At 36.1% G+C, this 17,637-nt stretch carries 16 protein-coding genes and 2 pseudogenes; 10 read left to right on the forward strand and 8 right to left on the reverse strand.

Translation table 11 applies throughout. The features are described from left to right. Nucleotides 1-32 precede the first annotated feature (32 nt). Nucleotides 33-2,996, reverse strand: coding sequence for a Tn3 family transposase (locus RCG21_RS21425; RefSeq protein WP_308913748.1), 2,964 nt, complete (start codon nt 2,994-2,996; stop codon nt 33-35). Nucleotides 2,997-3,071: 75 nt separating this feature from the next. On the opposite strand from RCG21_RS21425, the gene RCG21_RS33610 reads away from it, so the two are divergent. Next, complete coding sequence (locus tag RCG21_RS33610; RefSeq protein ID WP_372512721.1) at nt 3,072-3,425, forward strand: hypothetical protein; 354 nt, start codon at nt 3,072-3,074, stop codon at nt 3,423-3,425. Between the two features lie 14 nt (nt 3,426-3,439). Here the strand turns inward: RCG21_RS33610 and RCG21_RS21435 are convergent, their stop codons facing one another. From RCG21_RS21435 to RCG21_RS21445, 3 genes are all read right to left on the reverse strand, one after another. Then, nucleotides 3,440-3,883, reverse strand: coding sequence for a VOC family protein (locus tag RCG21_RS21435; protein WP_133338806.1), 444 nt, complete (start codon nt 3,881-3,883; stop codon nt 3,440-3,442). A gap of 387 nt (nt 3,884-4,270) precedes the next feature. Continuing rightward, nucleotides 4,271-4,984 carry a DsbA family oxidoreductase gene (locus RCG21_RS21440; RefSeq protein ID WP_133338804.1) on the reverse strand — a complete coding sequence of 238 codons (714 nt, stop codon included), beginning with the start codon at nt 4,982-4,984 and terminating at the stop codon, nt 4,271-4,273. Between the two features lie 247 nt (nt 4,985-5,231). Then, nucleotides 5,232-5,852: an FMN-dependent NADH-azoreductase gene (locus RCG21_RS21445; protein ID WP_133338802.1), complete on the reverse strand. Its 621-nt coding sequence runs from the start codon at nt 5,850-5,852 to the stop codon at nt 5,232-5,234. 322 nt (nt 5,853-6,174) lie between these two features. Here RCG21_RS21445 and RCG21_RS21450 point away from each other — a divergent pair, with 322 nt between their 5' ends. The 3 genes from RCG21_RS21450 to RCG21_RS21460 all read left to right on the forward strand — a co-directional run bounded on the left by RCG21_RS21450 (nt 6,175) and on the right by RCG21_RS21460 (nt 8,225). Then, nucleotides 6,175-6,756, forward strand: a complete 582-nt coding sequence (locus RCG21_RS21450) for a TetR/AcrR family transcriptional regulator (RefSeq protein WP_133338884.1) — start codon at nt 6,175-6,177, stop codon at nt 6,754-6,756. Nucleotides 6,757-7,068: 312 nt separating this feature from the next. Next, entirely contained in the window at nt 7,069-7,662 is a 594-nt protein-coding gene (locus RCG21_RS21455) for a recombinase family protein (RefSeq protein ID WP_133338800.1), read from the forward strand. Nucleotides 7,663-7,991: 329 nt separating this feature from the next. After that, entirely contained in the window at nt 7,992-8,225 is a 234-nt protein-coding gene (locus RCG21_RS21460) for a tyrosine-type recombinase/integrase (protein ID WP_308913750.1), read from the forward strand. Between the two features lie 1,071 nt (nt 8,226-9,296). Here RCG21_RS21460 and RCG21_RS21465 read toward each other — a convergent pair. From RCG21_RS21465 to RCG21_RS33615, 3 genes and pseudogenes are all read right to left on the reverse strand, one after another. Further along, the gene (locus tag RCG21_RS21465; RefSeq protein ID WP_133338796.1) at nt 9,297-9,494 is read right to left on the reverse strand and encodes a hypothetical protein; all 198 of its coding nucleotides are present in this window, start codon (nt 9,492-9,494) and stop codon (nt 9,297-9,299) included. Nucleotides 9,495-9,860: 366 nt separating this feature from the next. Then, complete coding sequence (locus RCG21_RS21470) at nt 9,861-10,031, reverse strand: hypothetical protein (protein WP_165976367.1); 171 nt, start codon at nt 10,029-10,031, stop codon at nt 9,861-9,863. Between the two features lie 137 nt (nt 10,032-10,168). Then, a pseudogene (locus tag RCG21_RS33615) lies at nt 10,169-10,321 on the reverse strand (IS4 family transposase); the annotation flags it as partial. A 457-nt stretch (nt 10,322-10,778) separates the two neighbouring features. Between RCG21_RS33615 and RCG21_RS21475 the strand changes: the two are divergent. Beyond that, entirely contained in the window at nt 10,779-11,162 is a 384-nt protein-coding gene (locus RCG21_RS21475) for a spore germination protein (RefSeq protein WP_133338794.1), read from the forward strand. 44 nt (nt 11,163-11,206) lie between these two features. Further along, nucleotides 11,207-12,307, forward strand: a complete 1,101-nt coding sequence (locus RCG21_RS21480) for a GerAB/ArcD/ProY family transporter (protein ID WP_308913751.1) — start codon at nt 11,207-11,209, stop codon at nt 12,305-12,307. A gap of 925 nt (nt 12,308-13,232) precedes the next feature. Here the strand turns inward: RCG21_RS21480 and RCG21_RS21485 are convergent. After that, the gene (locus RCG21_RS21485) at nt 13,233-14,687 is read right to left on the reverse strand and encodes an IS1182 family transposase (RefSeq protein ID WP_308913752.1); all 1,455 of its coding nucleotides are present in this window, start codon (nt 14,685-14,687) and stop codon (nt 13,233-13,235) included. A gap of 556 nt (nt 14,688-15,243) precedes the next feature. Between RCG21_RS21485 and RCG21_RS21490 the strand changes: the two genes are divergently transcribed. The 4 genes and pseudogenes from RCG21_RS21490 to RCG21_RS21500 form a co-directional block, all read left to right on the forward strand. Further along, on the forward strand, nt 15,244-16,068 hold the full coding sequence (locus RCG21_RS21490; protein ID WP_133338790.1) for a hypothetical protein: 825 nt from the start codon (nt 15,244-15,246) through the stop codon (nt 16,066-16,068). Between the two features lie 412 nt (nt 16,069-16,480). Next, complete coding sequence (locus RCG21_RS21495) at nt 16,481-16,690, forward strand: hypothetical protein (protein WP_308913753.1); 210 nt, start codon at nt 16,481-16,483, stop codon at nt 16,688-16,690. Between the two features lie 3 nt (nt 16,691-16,693). Next, the gene (locus RCG21_RS33620) at nt 16,694-16,795 is read left to right on the forward strand and encodes a helix-turn-helix transcriptional regulator (RefSeq protein ID WP_133338786.1); all 102 of its coding nucleotides are present in this window, start codon (nt 16,694-16,696) and stop codon (nt 16,793-16,795) included. A 514-nt stretch (nt 16,796-17,309) separates the two neighbouring features. Beyond that, a pseudogene (locus RCG21_RS21500) lies at nt 17,310-17,411 on the forward strand (VOC family protein); the annotation flags it as partial. Nucleotides 17,412-17,637: the final 226 nt, after the last annotated feature.

The raw sequence follows: 17,637 nt of genomic DNA on the forward strand, positions 1-17,637 counted from the left end.
TAAGGTTAAGGAACCGGCTTTTGTTCATTCTCTTACTTTTTGACCCGTAGTGGTCTTAATTGATTAACAGTTCCATCCTGTTTTAGGTTCCACACATAATCTCCCGTTAGCGTAATATGCTCCCAGCCCAACGGGGATATGTGCTGCAAGTATGCCTCTGGAATCTCCATACCTTTTGAACGTAACATTTCGATTGCTCGTTCAATGTATACCGTGTTCCAAGATACAATAGCTGAAACAATAAGTTGAAGGCCACTTGCTCGATGTAACTGATCTTCATACGAGCGGTCTCGTACCTCGCCTAACTGATTAAAAAATACAGCACGGGCCAACGCATGTTTCGCTTCTCCTTTGTTTAGTCCTATTTGTACTCGTCTCCGGTGTTCAGGACTTTGGATCCATTTCAGTGTGTATAGGCTCCTTTCAATACGTCCCATTTCACGTAAAGCCACTGATAGTCCATTTTGACGAGGGTAAGAAGCAAGCTTCTTTAATATAAGAGAAGCTGTGACAGTTCCGATCCGGACAGAACTTGTTAATCGTAATAAATCGTCCCAATGTTCCTTGATCTTTTTAACTTGGATGGTTCCACCAATCATAAAATTTAACGGTGTTTGTAAGGATCGATTAAATGTATAAAGATTGTTATTCTTCACTGTTTTAATTCGAGGGGAAAACCGAAATCCTAGCATATGACACATGGCAAAAACATGATCTACAAAGCCCGCTGCATCTGTATAATGCTCCTCAATCTGTAAATCTGTTTCATGATAAAGCAAACCGTCAATAATATGTGGTGCTTCTTCAGAGGAACTAATAACTTGGACATAAAAAGGATCATATTGATCTGAGATATGACTATAAAAACTCACACCTGGATCTCGACCGTACTTTGCATTCACCTGTGCTAGTGGACTTGAGGTGCCTCCAGCTCGAAAGTATTGACCGTCAGAAGAGGAGGTGGATCCATCTCCCCAGTAAGAAGAATACGGCTGCTTGTTATGGAAATTTGCAATGGCCCCAAGTGCTTTGTTATAGCTATCATCCCGGATATACCAATCAGATATCCAAGCCAATTGCGCATACGAGATATTGGGGCAAGCATCCGCCATTTTGGTAAGACCTAGGTTAATTCCATCCGCCATAATGGCCGCAAATAACACAGACTTCTCTTTTGGTTGTGCTCCTGTATGAAGATGAACAAAATATTTACTAAATTCCGTCCAACGATCCACCTCTATCAGTAATTCCGTTAGTTTTATACGTGGCAATACATCATAAATCAGTCTTGTTATATCCTTAACTTCATCCGGAACCACCTTTGCTAAGGATTTCACCTGAATTTTATTTGCATATACCGTAGCATCCCGTAACTGTTGTGTTTCCACGAGATAGCTTACCTGCTTGATTTGCTCTTCCATCTGTTCCATTCGCTCTTGTAGATACTGATCTACTTTGGTTGGAATGGTCAAAGGAATTCCATCTGTTTGTTTCACCGCATTCCATTTGGACGGAGGTAAGAGATACTCTTCGAAGTCTTTGTATTGTTTACTACCTGTCACCCACATATCGCCAGACCGAAGATGATTACATAACTCTGATAGTACACTGAACTCATAATAATGACGGTCAATGCCATCTTCTTTAAATACATGTTTAGTCCATTTTTGCTTGATAAAACTTGTGGGAGCTATTTCAGGGATTTTCCGTTTCTTTGAACGATTCGCTTCCCGTAATAGTTCAATAGCTTGAAAGAGAGATTGACTCGCATGAGATGCCTTAAAAGTATAAGTTCTCAGTAACCGTGGTGCGAATTTACGCAATTGCCCATAATGATTATCCAAAAGATCTAGAAAATCAAACTCTACTGGTCGTGATAATGTTTCCGCCTGTTCCACGGTTTGGATAAATTGCTCCCACGGAATAATAGATTGTAAGGATTCAAATGGATCCAAATTCGCTTCTTTTGCTTCAATTAACGCTTTTCCTACTTTTGCATACAGCCGCACTTTTTCATTAATAGCCTTACCATCTTTCTGAAAATTTTCCTTATGTACTTTCTCTCCACGATTAAAGATTCTTCCAATTAGTTTCTCACTCATATGTAGCCCCTGGTCTGTCAAAAATGCATAAATGTGAATGAGGAATGCCATTAAGGTGGCATGTCGTTTTAAGGTATGAAACCTGGAGAGATGCTGAGCAGAATAACGTGAGCCTTCACGTGCCATTTGCAACAATCGATTCTGATGTATTTCCCGTCCGTTGTCTAATGGTAGAGCTAGCTTTTGAATATACTCCAATCGATCCATCAGTTCATGAAAGTTTTTAATAGAAACAACGCCAGGCGGCTGGCGAAGCCAGGATAAGTCAGATTGTTTCCCTGATTGACTCACAAGCAGTAATTTATCCAATTGCCACTCTTGATGAGGGGAAAGACCTTGCACCAGTTGTTTGAATGTCCGTCTTTGTGCCCGTTCACGAACCGACCATGCTAAATGTTCCACTGCATATATAGCAGGCAAAATAATCTTTCGCTTGCGCATTTCCATAATAAGGGCCTTCACTAGTAAATAACCTTTATCAGTTCCCATTGCAGTCGGAAGAAGCCATTGTGCTAATTCTCTGTATTCTCGAATTGTGAAAGTGCGAAAATGAAACTCTTTTCGAATTTTACTAAGATGTTCCCGTCGTGTTACATCACGCCCTTGTGCATAGTTATATATAGCAGAAGGCACAATCCCAAGCTGATTGGCGATAATACGCACGAGATACTCTGGAATTTTCTCTCCAGGTGTTAAAGAGCGACCTGGGAAACTTAAATAAGCAATTTGAATAGCAAAGCCCAATCGATTTGCAGCACCACGCTGTTTGTAGATAATATTTAATTCTTCATCGGAAAGCGTATAGTACCTGATCGCATCGCGATCACTTACATACTCTGGAACATCATAAAACTCTTTTCGTTGTGCTTCTGTAAGAAGTTCTTGTCTCGCCATATGTATGGTCCCCTTATGTATGTAATTAAGTTTTACATATAATGGTTTACATCAGAAAGTTAGGAGGTTATTGACATGTCGAAAGGAGGGCGAAAGCCTGGAGCAAAAGAGCCAATTCGTTCACTTGAAAAGATTGATGAAATGAAGGAATGGTTATTACGTCATTCGTCATACCGTAATTATTTTCTTTTCTATTTCGGAATTTCCTGGAACTTACTTTTTCGCTGCGTAAATCCAGCTTGTCTCGCCAATCTCCTCGGAATTAGACCCGAAGAGATTAAAGCTAATATAATTATTGAATTCAATGGGCATTTTTCCGATCAATTAACTTTGCCGACGGCGGCATACATGAAGGAACTCTTTCTGGAAGAGCAGAAGGGACGGTTGGAATTCGTCTTCTTTCCCCCCATTGCCCCAAGTTTAACGTAGTAGAAGGTCTTTAGTTAAAACTTCTGTTTCATTATTTGAATCTCCATCCCCCATGAAGTTGTTATATAGAAAAATCCAAGAGGGCTCAGCTCTCTAACTTTAACATCAGACTGTTCTGCAAAATATTTCAAAGCCTCTTCTAAATTGGTAACTGTAATAGCTAGATGAGCTACACCGATATCACTGGGTTTTAGGTGAACATTCTGTTGATCTGGCGTCGACCATTGAACCAGTTCGATCTTTCTACCGCCGTATTGCAAAAATGCCGCCCCTTCTACAACTGAATTATCGTGAACCCCAAAGTACCTTTTTAAACTATCGTCTTCAAACTGCATCCGTCTTGGCCGGAACAAGACTTCAAAACCCAAAATGTTAGTGAAGAATTCAACAGCTACTTCGATATTGGGTACTACAAATCCTGAATGCTCTATTGTGCCTTGAAAAATTGTGTTTTTCATATCGCGAAACCCCTTTGATTTTTTATTTGGAAATAAACGATTCATTATAAAGTGGTATTTAATGTAGTCATATAACACAGGCACCGATTAGGTTCAATACAAGTGTTTTGGAACTAAAAATTAGTTAGTTTAAAATGTACCGAAAATCGATAGTTTTTAGTTCCGAAACTTATTCCCCATAAACAAAGTTCCATCAAAACAAATCTAAAACCTTTTTGAAAAGTCTTTAGCGGACTCAAAAACAGTCCATTACCTTCTTAAAATCTGCATAGGATAAAAAATTCCAAAATGATGTTGGCACTACTTCAAGATTTAGAACAACAATACCGGAGCCTTGAAATACTATATTATTCTTTTGAGATTTCTGTATCTTTTTTTGAATATTCATTAAAATTCACATGTTCCATCTGAACAATAATCATCGAGCGACGGCTCTAATTTATGCTCTTCAACCTTAGCATTCGCGTACTCTTCTTTCCAAACCCGTTGTAATATTTCTAAAAATACTTGGCTAGGTTGTGCTCCTGAGATGGCATATTTGTCATTCACTACGAAAAAGGGCACGCCCTGAATCCCAATTTTTGATCCCTCGGCTCTATCAGCTGCAATATTCTCGCTATATTTATCATTTGCTAAAACATCCAAAGCTTCGTTGCCATCAAGACCTATCTCACTTGTAAGTTGAGCAAGTGTTGCATGGTCACCGATATCTAGTGAATCCGTGAGATGAGCTTTCATAATACGCTCCATAAACTCCTGTATCTTCCCTTTCTCTTTTGCATAATAAGAAAGACGAAGTGCATCATATGAATTCGTAGGAATCATTGTATCAAATTGATAATCTAACCCAACCTCTTTTGCTTTCTGTTTCAATTGATTGTTTCTTGCTTTTGCTTTTTCATATGGGATACCATGCTTGGAAGATGCTACTTGATGGATATCCATTCCTGTATTTTTTTTCGCATATGGATCTAATTGAAAATTACGAAATAAGACTTCTACCTCTTCTTTATGTTTAAACTGTTCTAACCCTATTTCAAATTGACGTTTGCCAATATAACAAAACGGGCAAACAAAATCAGACCAAATTTCTACTTTCATCATATGTTCCCCCTTTATTATTTTGATGAATGTGTTTTATCTATTCCCTATTACGCTTGACAGTTTTAATTGTATAACGTAATTTGATATTACTTAGCAAGAATAGTTTTTAAATTTTTGTCCTCTTGATTCTATAGAAAAATCCCCTCCAATATTAAGTACAATTTAACGTTCTTTTTGTACTAGTCTACTGTGAGGGGATTATGTTAATAAAAATCTTTTTAACTAATCCCACCAATGCTCTTTTTTAAAAAGTTCGTGCTACCGCTTTTGCCTTTTCAATTGCTGCAGCAACAATTTCTTCTTCTTTAGTTGGATCATAGTCAATACCTTCAACAAAAATCGTTGGAACCACTTCAATCCCAACAAACTTTAGCGCACCTTTCACGTAAGAATCGGAATGCTCCATTCCAATTGCCTGCGAATAAAACCCTCCCATTCCATGAATATGGATTGCTTTTTTCCCTTTCATCAATCCTTCTGGACCTTCTGGTGTATATTTAAACGTTTTTCCAGCACTCATGATTGTATCAAAATAGGCTTTTAATAACGGTTGGATTCCTAAATTCCACATTGAAGACTGAATGATGTATTTATCTACTTCCATAAATTGCTTTGTGAATGCATTAACTGCTTCTACTTTCTGTGCTTCAACATCTGTTAGCGCTTCCCCACTTCTTAACTTCTTTTGTCCAGTTAAAAAATCAGCATCAATTAATGGCACATTTGCATAATAGACATCCACCTCAATTATTTCATCCGTTGGATTTACTTCCTTATATTCATTGATAAATGCTCTTGCAACTTGCGTACTTCTTGATTGCTCCTCACTTTGAGGTGTTCCTTTAACAAATAATACTTTTGACATGATAATTGTCTCCTTTATGATTTTGATGAATGTTTTTTATTCCCAAACATTTTTTGAATACTCATTAAAAGAATTTACACGTTTCATCTGAACAATATTTTCGGTATGATTCTAAATGATCTCTACAATTTTTGCTGAATCAACACCCTCAAACAAAAACATGTGTTATTTAAACAACGCGCGTTGTATAATTGATGATAAGATGAAAAAGAACTATTAACAACCATCAAAATGGCTAATATGTTGTTTACACAACATCTCTATTAACATTGTCGCTTTTAAACACCATTATGTACCTAAAAAGGAGAAGAACAGATTGATTATGCCAAAACAAGATCCGAGAATACTTCGTACAAGACAATTGATTGTAGACTCTTTTCTTTCGTTAGCTAGTGAAAAAGATTTCAACAATATAACGGTACGTGATATCACAGAAAAGGCTACTATTAACCGCGCTACATTTTATGCGCACTTTGACGATAAATTTGATTTATTACATTCTACAATCACCAATACTTTTATAGACAAATTGAAAAAAAGACTAAATGATCACGAGGGATTCAATGAAAAAGTCATTGCAAATATTTTTCTAGCCATGTGTGATCACCATAAAGAGTTAAGCGACCTATGTCCTAAAGGTTATAACTCTTTAGGAACTATTATAGAAAGTAAAATTAAAGAAGAGTTACAGAAGCTAATAGCTGATCTTATGCTAAAAGGAACTAAAAATACCATTGAATTAGAGGATAAACAATTGGTAACAACCCTATCTACTATGCTAAGTTGGAGTATATACGGAGCTGCATACACATGGAATAAGGATGGAAGACCTATTTCACCAGAAGAGCTAGTGACTAAGACCCTGCCTATATTTAAAAATGGCATGAGTAAGTATTTCCTTTAATGAAACTCATGTTAAATTTCAAATCTTTTTCGTCATTTTAAAGTAGCCTTTACTATTAAATTACGCAACAAAAACGAACGTTTCTGTTACGCTGGTTCGTACCAATTTTTTCAGCTTGTAACTTTACATTTTATTTTGCGCACTTTTGACACGAATAGTTGCGCAGATCCATGTAAGGGACTGAGTGACTAATTACTATTATTCTATCAATAGGGTATACTCTATTGATAGATTGCTCAAGTGTTGATTTTATTGTACAATCTAACTATCATATACACTTGTCTTTGATTACGTGTTTTTGGGAGGGATTTTATGATTTTTGGGTATGCGCGTGTTTCTTCGTTTGATCAGAACTTGGATTCACAAATTGAACAATTGCGAAATGCAAACGTAGATCGAATTGTTCAGGAAAAAGTATCAGGTGTACAAAATCAGAAAGAGGAATTGCAACAACTACTGAATCGATTAGTTAAAGGGGATACACTCATTGTTACAAGGATGGATCGTCTGGGAAGAAATACAAAGCAGTTGTTAGAGCTCATTGAAGAGTTAGAAGGACATGGCATTCATTTGGTCATATTGAATCTGGGGATTGATACGAGAACTCCTTCAGGAAAATTCATTTTAACGGTTATGTCGGCGTTTAGTGAACTCGATCGCACGATGATCAAAGAAAAACAACAAGCTGGCATTGCGATTGCAAAAAGGAAAGGGACATACAAAGGGAAGAAACAGAAGTTTACCTTAAGGCATGACGGTGTCAAACATGCAATCGAATTACATGAAACCACGAATAAACCCATAAAAGAGATCTGTAAGATCACCAATATAAGCGAAGCTACCTTTTATCGTCGATGGAGAGAATATAAGAAACAGAAAGAAAATATACCTACATCTACACACTAAAATGCCTCTTAAAATCGTTGGCAGGTTGCGTATAGACGTGGCCTAGCCAGCTCTACCAAGATATATTTTCATCATTTATTATAATCTTACGTATTTTATATCTTGTCTTACCGTACAGGTAACTGGATAAAATGTGTCTAAATTGTGTCTGAACGTACAATTTTTCACTTTTGGTAACGTGACCCCTATCAGGTGATGAACAACGGGAAAGGAATAAAAAAGGATTATCGGTTTATACCATCAATATTCATTTGCGTAATTTAAAAGCAATTTTCCGTTTTTTATTTGAGGAAGATATCATTAATAAAAATCCATCTAGGAATATTCCTTTGGTTAAAGATGACGCACATGAAGAAGTCCAAGGGCTATCGGACGAAGAAATTGATATGATACTAGATTCATATGATGATAAACAATTTGCTCAGTGGCGAGATAAGAGGTTAGTGTTGCTATTATTAGACACGGGGTTACGGATCAATGAAGCAATGTCACTAACCGCTGAGCAAGTTGACTTCCATCAGAATACCCTTTTGGTTCCTTCCTCAATTGCAAAAAATAGATAGAATAGAGATATACCAATTAGCCGGGAAATATCCAAAAGGTTAAAACAGCTTTTAGATGAAACTGAACAATATTTTAGCGAAGGTTGCCGGATCTTTATGAATGCCTACGGGGATGATTTTACTGCCGACGCCTTTAGGAGAAGATTAAATGGGTTAAAAAAAAATTGGAAATACCCAAACTACATCCACATATATTTAGACATACATTTGCAAGAAATTACATTCTAAACGGCGGTGATTTATTCACGTAACAGAAAATCCTGGACCATGCTGATATTCAGACGACTAGAAAATATATTCAAATGGATTCTGAACATTTAAAGCAGCAACACAATAAATTTTTACCGGTAAGAAGATTATTTAATCGTAAAAGTAAGCGGATATAACATTTGATATTGGTTATTCCTAAAATAAGTTGAAACAACAAAAAATGCCCATAAACGCTCTGCAATTTACAGCAGAGCGTTTTAATATTCTACGTTTTATAGGTTTCTGTATTCCAGATTTAACAAATTTTTTTTGGAAAAAGGCACTTTTTTGAGTCGTGCGCGTCTACCAATTCCTCCACACCGGCGTTTTATCAAGGTTTATTGCCAATTAAGATAATGCTAGCCATGTAATTGTCCACACGATTATTAAATACCTTATTTATTAATTTCTTTATAGGACAAAGTGTCAACACGAAATAATATTAGAATATTAATTTTAATTATTTAGGATACAACGTAGCAGTAGAAGTCAACTTACTGCTGCATGTAAGAAAAAATTAATACTTCTTGACAACCATCCTACCATTACGGAATGTACCTAATAGAGGAGCATATTTTTTCATAATATCCTTTTCGAACTTAACATAATTTTCTACAGTGATTGAACCATAAATAATTTTCACCTTTTTAAAGTATCATATTGAGGCATATTAATATTTCCATTCTTTTTATGTCCTTTTATATACGCAGAAACTCTCTGGGCACCTTGCACATCTTTCCCCCAATACAGAGGATACCAATTATCAAAAACAGGAATAAAACTATTAATATCTTTAATTTTCGTTTTATTAGCAACTTCATCCTACAACAAATTTTTACATTTATTATCTAGTTGAACAAATATACCGTAAATATTACCTGCATTTAGAATAATATCAAATTTATTGTTACTTGAATTATAAGTAATATCACTAAATTTATTATCAAATACCTTATTTCCGTTATTTAATGCAAACTCTTTTAACTTACTAGTAACTATATTATCCATTTCCATTACCAATTGGTTGAACCTCTTTTCTATGTCATTAAGTGCTTTTTCGAAACAACAAGAGATTGGTTCCTTTTTCCTTTTTTAAAATTTCTTAATTACTTTTTATCCTTTTACTTCTTTGGGAATCCCAGGATATCAATCTTTTCCCACTTGTTATTTCTTCAAATGTATAATTCGTATGTGATTGAAGTTTTGGCTCTTCAGGTTTAGAAAGCTGTTTTAATTGCCTTTCTTCTTTTAATATGTAAAATTTATATTCTTCCTTTTCTCCGAATCCAAAAGTATGTTTCCTTTCATGAATATACCCTAGCAAACGTTCTTTTTTTCCAGTGCTCAGATAACTAATTTGTTTTTCAATATCCTGGTCTTCTGGTTTTAAAACGAATTCATGTTCAACCTAAATAATGTATCCATAACACCGCCAATTTTTCGGAATGTCATATATTGAGCTTCCTTGTAAGGTCTTGGATAAGGATGAGCGTGTACCAAATAATTTTTAATAATATCCTGTGTTTGACCAGCTGGAAGTGATATAACTTCTTTCATAAAAAAACCCCCTAAAATAAAATGATCATTCTTTCCAGAATCAGAACCTATAATAAAGATTTTATTCTATACATTCAATTTTCCCGTCAAAGATTTCGTCTGCTTTTATTTTTAGTGGGTTTTGGTCACCTAATCGTCAAGACACCCGTTGAAGATTCTAAACAACAACATAATTGAGTCAAGGAAGTACTCGCTACTTTTTTGGCCAACTGTTGGAGAGCTTGTGAGGACAAAATTCTTTGTAATTCTTGAGAAAAAAGAATAAGTTCATTTAAAACCTCACTACACAAAAAGCACCATCCTTTCCATCTTATTACAAAAAATGATTGCGTTTTTTTCGTTATGGGGATAATGATTTGCCTTAACTTGATGGGCATGTGGTGGTACCCCATTAGGGAAAATTCACTGTGGTTCCACAATGAAATACACTCCAACTAAGTATTAAACGACACTGCTTTATTCGGAAAATCTTTGCTGTCCTTCCTGCTTGTCCGAACAATTCTTGCCTTCAGACTGTCTTTTGCTTTTTCCTACTTACAAGGTCCAAACTAGCTCGTATTTTACGAACATCAATGATGCCAGAGGAATAGAATATTTTCCCTATAAACAAACCATACTAAAACCAAAAAATATAGAGTAAATACGGAAAGGGACGGAGTTGATGGTTTATTTTCTGAAGCATTTAAAGGATCTGAATTCTTTTCGATGCCAACAAATAAACAATAATTCTAACTCTCGGAAAAAAATATGGATAAGGAAGTCCTTTCTTCTGATTTATCCCAAAATATCGAGAAACTTCAATCGTCCTTTTCTCAAGTACCTGATTTAGTCATTCGTCGGATTAAAATAACAGATGCCACTTTTGTGTACTTGAAAGGATCAACAGATAAAAATACAATTCATACTCACGTCTTGAGACCTTTGATGGAGAGCTTCTTCAACCCTAATAATGAACTGCCTGTCACATTAGGAGATGTCGAAATCATCTATTCGTGGGGTGACGTCGAAAATGCTATTTTAGGTGGAGATAGCATTCTATTAGTAAGTGGTAAAATTTCAGGTTGTCGATTAGAAACAAAAGGATGGCCGCATATAGGCAATGAAAAAACGCCCTCATGGCACCGGGCCTAATCGATTGATTCGCTAGGGTTGAAATCGTACTAAAAGGTGAGACAATGAAAAATTATGCCTATAATGAAATCACGCTTATGCAGTATATTTTCTTGATTAATGGAGCGCAGGTAGGAACAGGTGTTCTATCCCTTCCGCGTGTACTTGCGGATAAAGCAGGAACAGACGGTTGGATAGCTATTCTGATAGGATGGATATTTTCCATGATGGCCAACATTTTAATTGTAAAAATGGTGGAAAGATATCCAAGTGCCACCCTTTACGAAATTCTTATACGATTATTTGGAAAAATAATTGGGAAAGCAGTAGTCTTGGTGTACATGATGTACTTTGCATTTTTCGCTTGTTCGACTCTTGTGAATGCCTGCCTGTATATCAAGTCATGGTTCCTGCCTAAAACCCCTGATTACATTATTTTACTTTTATTTTCGATTCCTACATTTTTAGTTGCCCGAAACGGGATTCGAATTTTAGGCAGATACTCCGAACTATCTTTTTATTTGGTGATGTGGATCCCACTTTTTTTCTTGATACCTCTTCGAGATGGAAATTGGTTGCACTTTCTTCCTTTACTGAAAGAAGGGTGGAAACCTGTATTATCAGCAGTGCCGACCACTACTTTTTCCTTTTTGGGATTTGAAGTTGCATTCTTCTTGTACCCCTTTTTAAAAAAAAAGCAGTATGCTGTTCTCGGAGTCGCAATTGCGAACACAATAACGATGTTGTTTTATTTATTTACAACGATGGTCTGTTTTGCCTATTTTAGCCCCGAGGGGATATTAGAATATAATCAACCCGTCCTGAACCTAGTTAAATTAATTGAATTTCGCTTTTTGGAACGTTTCGACATGATTTTATTGGCCCATTATCTGATTGTTGTTTCCACAGCCTGGATCCCTTGGGTATATTTTTCTGTATTTTGTTCTAGTAAATTGCTGGGAAAACAGGATCATAGCTCCCATGTAGTCGTTTTATTATTAATTTTTATTGGAATTATCTTTTGGCACCAGCCTACCTGGAATGAATCTGAAAAATGGCAAATAATGATTGTGAAAGGAGGGCTTCTATTGGCATATGTCGCTCCCCCCTTTTTATGGGTCTATAGCTGGATATTTGAAAAGTACCGTCGGAGGGTTAACACTTGAAAAGGGAATACTATGTTGCCTGTTACTCTCAGTTTTTATGATGACCGGTATTGGAGGTAAATACCATTTAAACAAGAACTAAATAAAAAACGGACTGAACGGTTCAGCCCATAAAACCGTTTTATAAAACAGCAGGGATATAAGGTGGTTAGGTTTAGCGGGTCCTGGATTAACCTGGAATGAGAGAGATTCTAAAGAGGATTGGGAAGGTATTAAAAAAGTCCAAGTAAATAAAAAGAGGCGAAGATTAGTCGCTCCCTTTAACTTCGAGAACTTATTAAAAATACCTCTTTAAATAGCTGATTAGATAATTCGCTACAAAAGAGGGAAATCAGCCTACCCTAACCTAAAGTCCTATACGAATTATATCCATTACCAACTACCTCAAAAAAGGTTATTTGTGGTCTACAAATTAGATCGTTTAGCCAGATTCATAAAACGATAAATCGAAATTGCTGACCCCTGCGGGGAAAAAAAGAGAATTTGTAGCAATAGATAAGTTAGATACATGCTGAAGTTGAAACATTGATTAGGATGTAATCAGTATTTACGGAATTTAAAACGGGACATCATTCGTGAATGGAATAAGGCTGGCCTGAAGGCAGCCAAAAGCTAGAGGCGAAAAGATGGCAAGCCAAAAGGGTAATCTTACAAAAACTTAAGCCGGCTATCACCTTGCATCACACCTAAAAAACCTTCTCCCATTAACCTAATCCGTTTGTTGAATAAGAAAATCAGTCCTTAAAATGATAATAAGGGGTGGAAGATGCTTTTATTTAATTCCAGCTAAAAAATGAAGGTAGCCGAAGGAGGGCACTGAAAATCCTTCGGATTTGTTTGGAGAGATTAAAATGTGTATCAAAAAACGACCCAGAATTGAATTCTGAGTCGTTTTTTGTGTGTATTGGGGCCTATTTCCCCCTTATTATTGGTTTATTAGTTTCAATATTCTTTTTAAATTTACTGTAAAGATAGCCATTGCACCTTGCAATTCCATGCCTAATAGACCCGAGGTTTTCGCAACATTATACCCGTGTCTGTGTTTTAGTTCGCTATTTTTAGCTTCTATTTTATATCGTTCTTTCGACTTTTCCTTAAAATAGTCGCTTTCTTGAAAATTTTCCTGTTCAGTATGGACATTTGATTTGATAGTCACAGAATAAGTTTTACTTTTAGCGCCTTCTTTATAACAACCATCTTTAAATGGACAGTTTTTGCACTTTTCTACATCAAAATAATAAGTGTCAACTTGATTAACAGCTACACCCTTTTTACCTTGGCGTGCCTTTCTTATAGCCATATGACCAGCTTTACAAACGTACATTCCAGCATCTTTATTGAATTCAAATTCGTCCTCTTTTTTACGAAAACCTTGCGTTACAGATGGGTTTAACTTGGCTACTAATTTTATATCATTTTCATTGGTATATTCGATATTACCTTTTTCCGAATAGGCTGTATCACCAATAACAGTTTCAACTTTCACCCCCGCTTTAATGCTTTTTTCAATAAGTGTTTCTAATTGCTTTCCGTCATTCTTTTCTCCTGTTGTAACTGTTGCGGCTGTAATAATTCTTTCTTCGCACATTGCAATGTGAGTCTTGTATCCAAAAAACGATGAATCGGCAGTTTTATGCCCTACCTTTGCATCTATATCTTCGGAAATCTGTAAATGTGCAATATCGTCAGCAATTGTTTCTTTTAAAAGGTTTAACTGTTCCTTCACCTTAGGATACTGGGTTAGGGTATCTTTATTTTCAATTACCTCGATGAGGATATGGCAATAGTCGATTTCCTTTTCCAGATCATCTGAAGTGTTTTTAGCAGGGAACTTATCTTTCATATTTTCATCTATCTTATATACGGCTTTCCTCAGATTTCTAGAACGGTCCATCAAATATTCTCTAGGTGATTTCTGATTGTAGCGGGCTTTGGTATGGGTGGCATCTACAATAATCGATTTGCTTTTAATGATCTCCTTTTCGATTGCAATTTCAACGGTTTTATTAACAAGCATGTCCAAAAGGTTTATATCTTCTAAACGGTGTTTTCTAAACTTGGTTAAGGAACTTGGTTCAATTACCGGCTCCTCCGGAGCCATACGAAGAAAATACTTAAAGGACATATCGTATTTTGAACGCTCCACCACGTCCACATCAGATAGGTCATAGACGGTCTTTAAGAATAAATATTTAAACATGCGAATAGGATCGATAGCGTTTCGACCATTTACATGACAATATTTATCCTTAAGTTCTTCATAAATAAAAGAGAAGTCAACTAAATCGTTTATTTTACGCAAAAGATTATCCTTCGGTACAACTAAATCATAAATATCCATATATGGACTGAAAATCATTGATTGTTGATTTTGTATCATAGTACCCACCCGTTTGAGATTGATACTATAAAAGTACAACAAAAAAGGTATAATTCCTCTAACAAAGAGGTATTATACCTTTTTTAAAATTTAACCTAGGTAAAAAGAACTCTATTGATTGTAGCGGAAGGCGCGAAGACTCCTGCGGGAGTACGGGGCTGGGGAGACCCGCAGGCGCTAAAGCGCCGAGGAGGCTCACCGGCACGCCCGCGGAAAGCGAAGCGCCTGGAGCGGAAATCAACAGCCAAGTTATAGATACCACCTAAATTTAAGGGACTTTTTCAGTGCCTTCTAGCCGAAGCAGTCCATTTTTAATGAGGTTCTATACTTCACCCGGCACTTAATCGGCTCAATAAATGTAAATTTATCATCCTCTGAGACGACTTTAAAAACCAAAAAGTCGTTTATTTTTTACCATCTTATATATATACATGTTTGATTCCGTATAATGCTATAATTGGGCTTGGATTTTCATTACATGCAATACAAACTTAATATCTCGCAAGATCCAAAATAATATCTAGTAGATAGAAAGTAAAACAGGGGGAGATTTAATTTGGTAAAGATCGGCAGGGCCTTCCTTACTGGGGCATTATCGTTAGGAATATTGCTGGGAGTTGGTACAGCAAATAAAACGGAAGCAAGTTCATTTGATACTATTACAGTTAAAGCAAACTCTATATTCTCACTTAGCCCAAACGGTAAATTATTACATGTTCAAGATTCAAGAGGAAAAACAGTTTATGCTAGAAATTTATATGATTTACCTGATTTATATTATTATGACGATGATAACAGTATTCACGGTTACGACGTGAAATATGTAGATTATGATCGCACCTCGGGATATAAAACTTCTGTCAAAACACAAGTTTACACAAAAGCAAGTCTTACTAGCGCCCTTATCGCACATACAAGTAAAGGAAAAATTTACAAAATACAAATATCAAAAGATACCCTTCTTACTAAAGTTAATTCTAAATGGTATAAAGGTTCAATAAAGTACATGGATTATAAGAAAATCGGCAAAAAATGGGTTAAGAAAACGAAGACAGCAAGAGTGTATGTTCCATATAACAAAGTAAAACCCATAACAATTTGGAAAAAACATGTAAAAGAAGCGTTAAATGGATATTTTTCTCCGTGGAAAAGAGAAGGAATTACTTTAGCTGAATATAATCAAATTCAAATCGGTATGACGTACAATCAAGTGGCTGAGTATCCGTCCTTTTCACGGGCGATATTAAATAATAATTATATGGAAACAATTCCTTTTCTGTTTTTCTTGACCGTACGGTCTCCCCTCCTCGATTCCGTGTCATTACCTTTTTTCTTATATTATATTATCCAGCCTAATACCCTTTCCCTGTTGACCGTTTAGTGGTAGTACTTGGATTATTTATCATATATTGTCCGAGCGTACATATTATTATATTTTGAATTTAGCACATATTGAAATTAAAATTTTAATTTCTTTCGTTTATTTATGAAAATCAGGGGGCCAACAGAATAAAAACAGAACTTAGGAATGAAGTAGGTAGACTTTCTTCTTAACAATACAAAGTCCCATCGGGTAAAATCTCCAAATCCTCCCGAGTTTTCCGCGACATTGCTCAATCCTCGGATAAGTCTCCTTTAACCGGGCAAAAACACCCTTATACGGATCACCTTGCTCACTATTCCCTTCCTGCTCGAGATCGCGTATTTTCTTTGCCACACGGAGTTCGGCATAAACACCTTGCGGTATCGTAGGTTCAGCGCATCTTCCGTCCTTGACCAGCTGGGCTATGACTTTGGATTTGTTTAAAATAGAATACCTCCAACAAGTTAATCAAGTGTTAAATAGTAATAAACAATTATTTGGAGTTTATATTCAACCTAAAAAACAAGAAAGATATTTTATTGATCAGGCCATTAAGGAGTACTGTTTATCAAAAAGGGAAGCAGAAATTGTTGATTTTATTTCAAAAGGTCATAGCAATAATGAGATTGCAGCAACATGATTTTTGAGTATTAATACTGTAAAGTCTCACTTGAATAATATTTTTAACAAACTAAATGTCAATAATAGAACCGCTGTTCTTCATAAAATTACAAGCCTAATTTAAAGTTATCCACTATTCGAGGGGATTTCTAATTTCCTAGTACCTTTTTGCATATAGGTGATGCAAACACAAAGAGACAAATCTAAAAATAAAAATAAGCATTCAAAGGTATAGACTAGTCGCATATGTATCCGACTCATATCACCAAAAAATGGACCATTCAAGCTAATTCGCAATTCTGTTGCTTTTTCCGTCGGAAAATAAATATAAAATAACCCAGATGGAATAGAGGTATCTTGTTCAATGGCAATTGAAACTGTGGCTTCCTTTAAAGTCTGCCACTGCTGGGCATATTGTCCGCAGATACGAGTAAAGCTTCTGTAAATCCAGCAAATTCCAAAGTCACTGTTTTAGAGGATAGATAATAGATGGCAACCTGTTCCCCATCTTCAAACAGCGTAATTTTTTGGAACTCTGCTTCTCCTTCATATGTTTTCGTGAAATTCCATTCTCGCAGGTGACCTTTTACTTTATGGGTAAGCTGCACCTCAGAAAGTTTTGGTAAGTATGGTGTCCGCTCGTTGGCGAAGTGGTTCAGTACGAGGACTCGTATCGGCTCTGCTACATTCGTGGCGAAGGACTTCTAATCGGTTTGGCGGAACAACTCGGTAACAAATAAGTAAGTGACGTTTTACAAAAAGCCTTTACTGAAATATACATTACTGAAGTAAAACTTGAAACAGAAAAGCAGTGTGAAATAACTTGAAGAAGTCGGGTACGTCATATAACACAGCATTCACGCTGCGGGACTCTCCGAGCCCCTTGGTCGCCAGGGGAAGAAGCAGAGAAGCAGATATTCAGGCGACACCCCTGCGTGCTTAAGAACTTCGTTCTAAGGCTCGCGG

It is taken from the genome of Bacillus salipaludis, assembly GCF_030938565.1.
In the GTDB taxonomy this organism is placed as follows: domain Bacteria; phylum Bacillota; class Bacilli; order Bacillales; family Cytobacillaceae; genus Neobacillus; species Neobacillus salipaludis_A.

Excerpts from the sequence above, each read along its gene's own strand:
- RCG21_RS21475 (WP_133338794.1), top strand. The coding sequence starts at position 10,779 with ATGGATAAGGAAGTCCTTTCTTCTGATTTATCCCAAAATATCGAGAAA.
- RCG21_RS21470 (WP_165976367.1), bottom strand. The coding sequence starts at position 10,031 with ATGAAAGAAGTTATATCACTTCCAGCTGGTCAAACACAGGATATTATT.
- RCG21_RS21485 (WP_308913752.1), bottom strand. The coding sequence starts at position 14,687 with ATGATACAAAATCAACAATCAATGATTTTCAGTCCATATATGGATATT.
- RCG21_RS21445 (WP_133338802.1), bottom strand. The coding sequence starts at position 5,852 with ATGTCAAAAGTATTATTTGTTAAAGGAACACCTCAAAGTGAGGAGCAA.
- RCG21_RS21435 (WP_133338806.1), bottom strand. The coding sequence starts at position 3,883 with ATGAAAAACACAATTTTTCAAGGCACAATAGAGCATTCAGGATTTGTA.
- RCG21_RS21450 (WP_133338884.1), top strand. The coding sequence starts at position 6,175 with ATGCCAAAACAAGATCCGAGAATACTTCGTACAAGACAATTGATTGTA.
- RCG21_RS21440 (WP_133338804.1), bottom strand. The coding sequence starts at position 4,984 with ATGAAAGTAGAAATTTGGTCTGATTTTGTTTGCCCGTTTTGTTATATT.
- RCG21_RS33610 (WP_372512721.1), top strand. The coding sequence starts at position 3,072 with ATGTCGAAAGGAGGGCGAAAGCCTGGAGCAAAAGAGCCAATTCGTTCA.
- RCG21_RS21455 (WP_133338800.1), top strand. The coding sequence starts at position 7,069 with ATGATTTTTGGGTATGCGCGTGTTTCTTCGTTTGATCAGAACTTGGAT.
- RCG21_RS21425 (WP_308913748.1), bottom strand. The coding sequence starts at position 2,996 with ATGGCGAGACAAGAACTTCTTACAGAAGCACAACGAAAAGAGTTTTAT.
- RCG21_RS21480 (WP_308913751.1), top strand. The coding sequence starts at position 11,207 with ATGAAAAATTATGCCTATAATGAAATCACGCTTATGCAGTATATTTTC.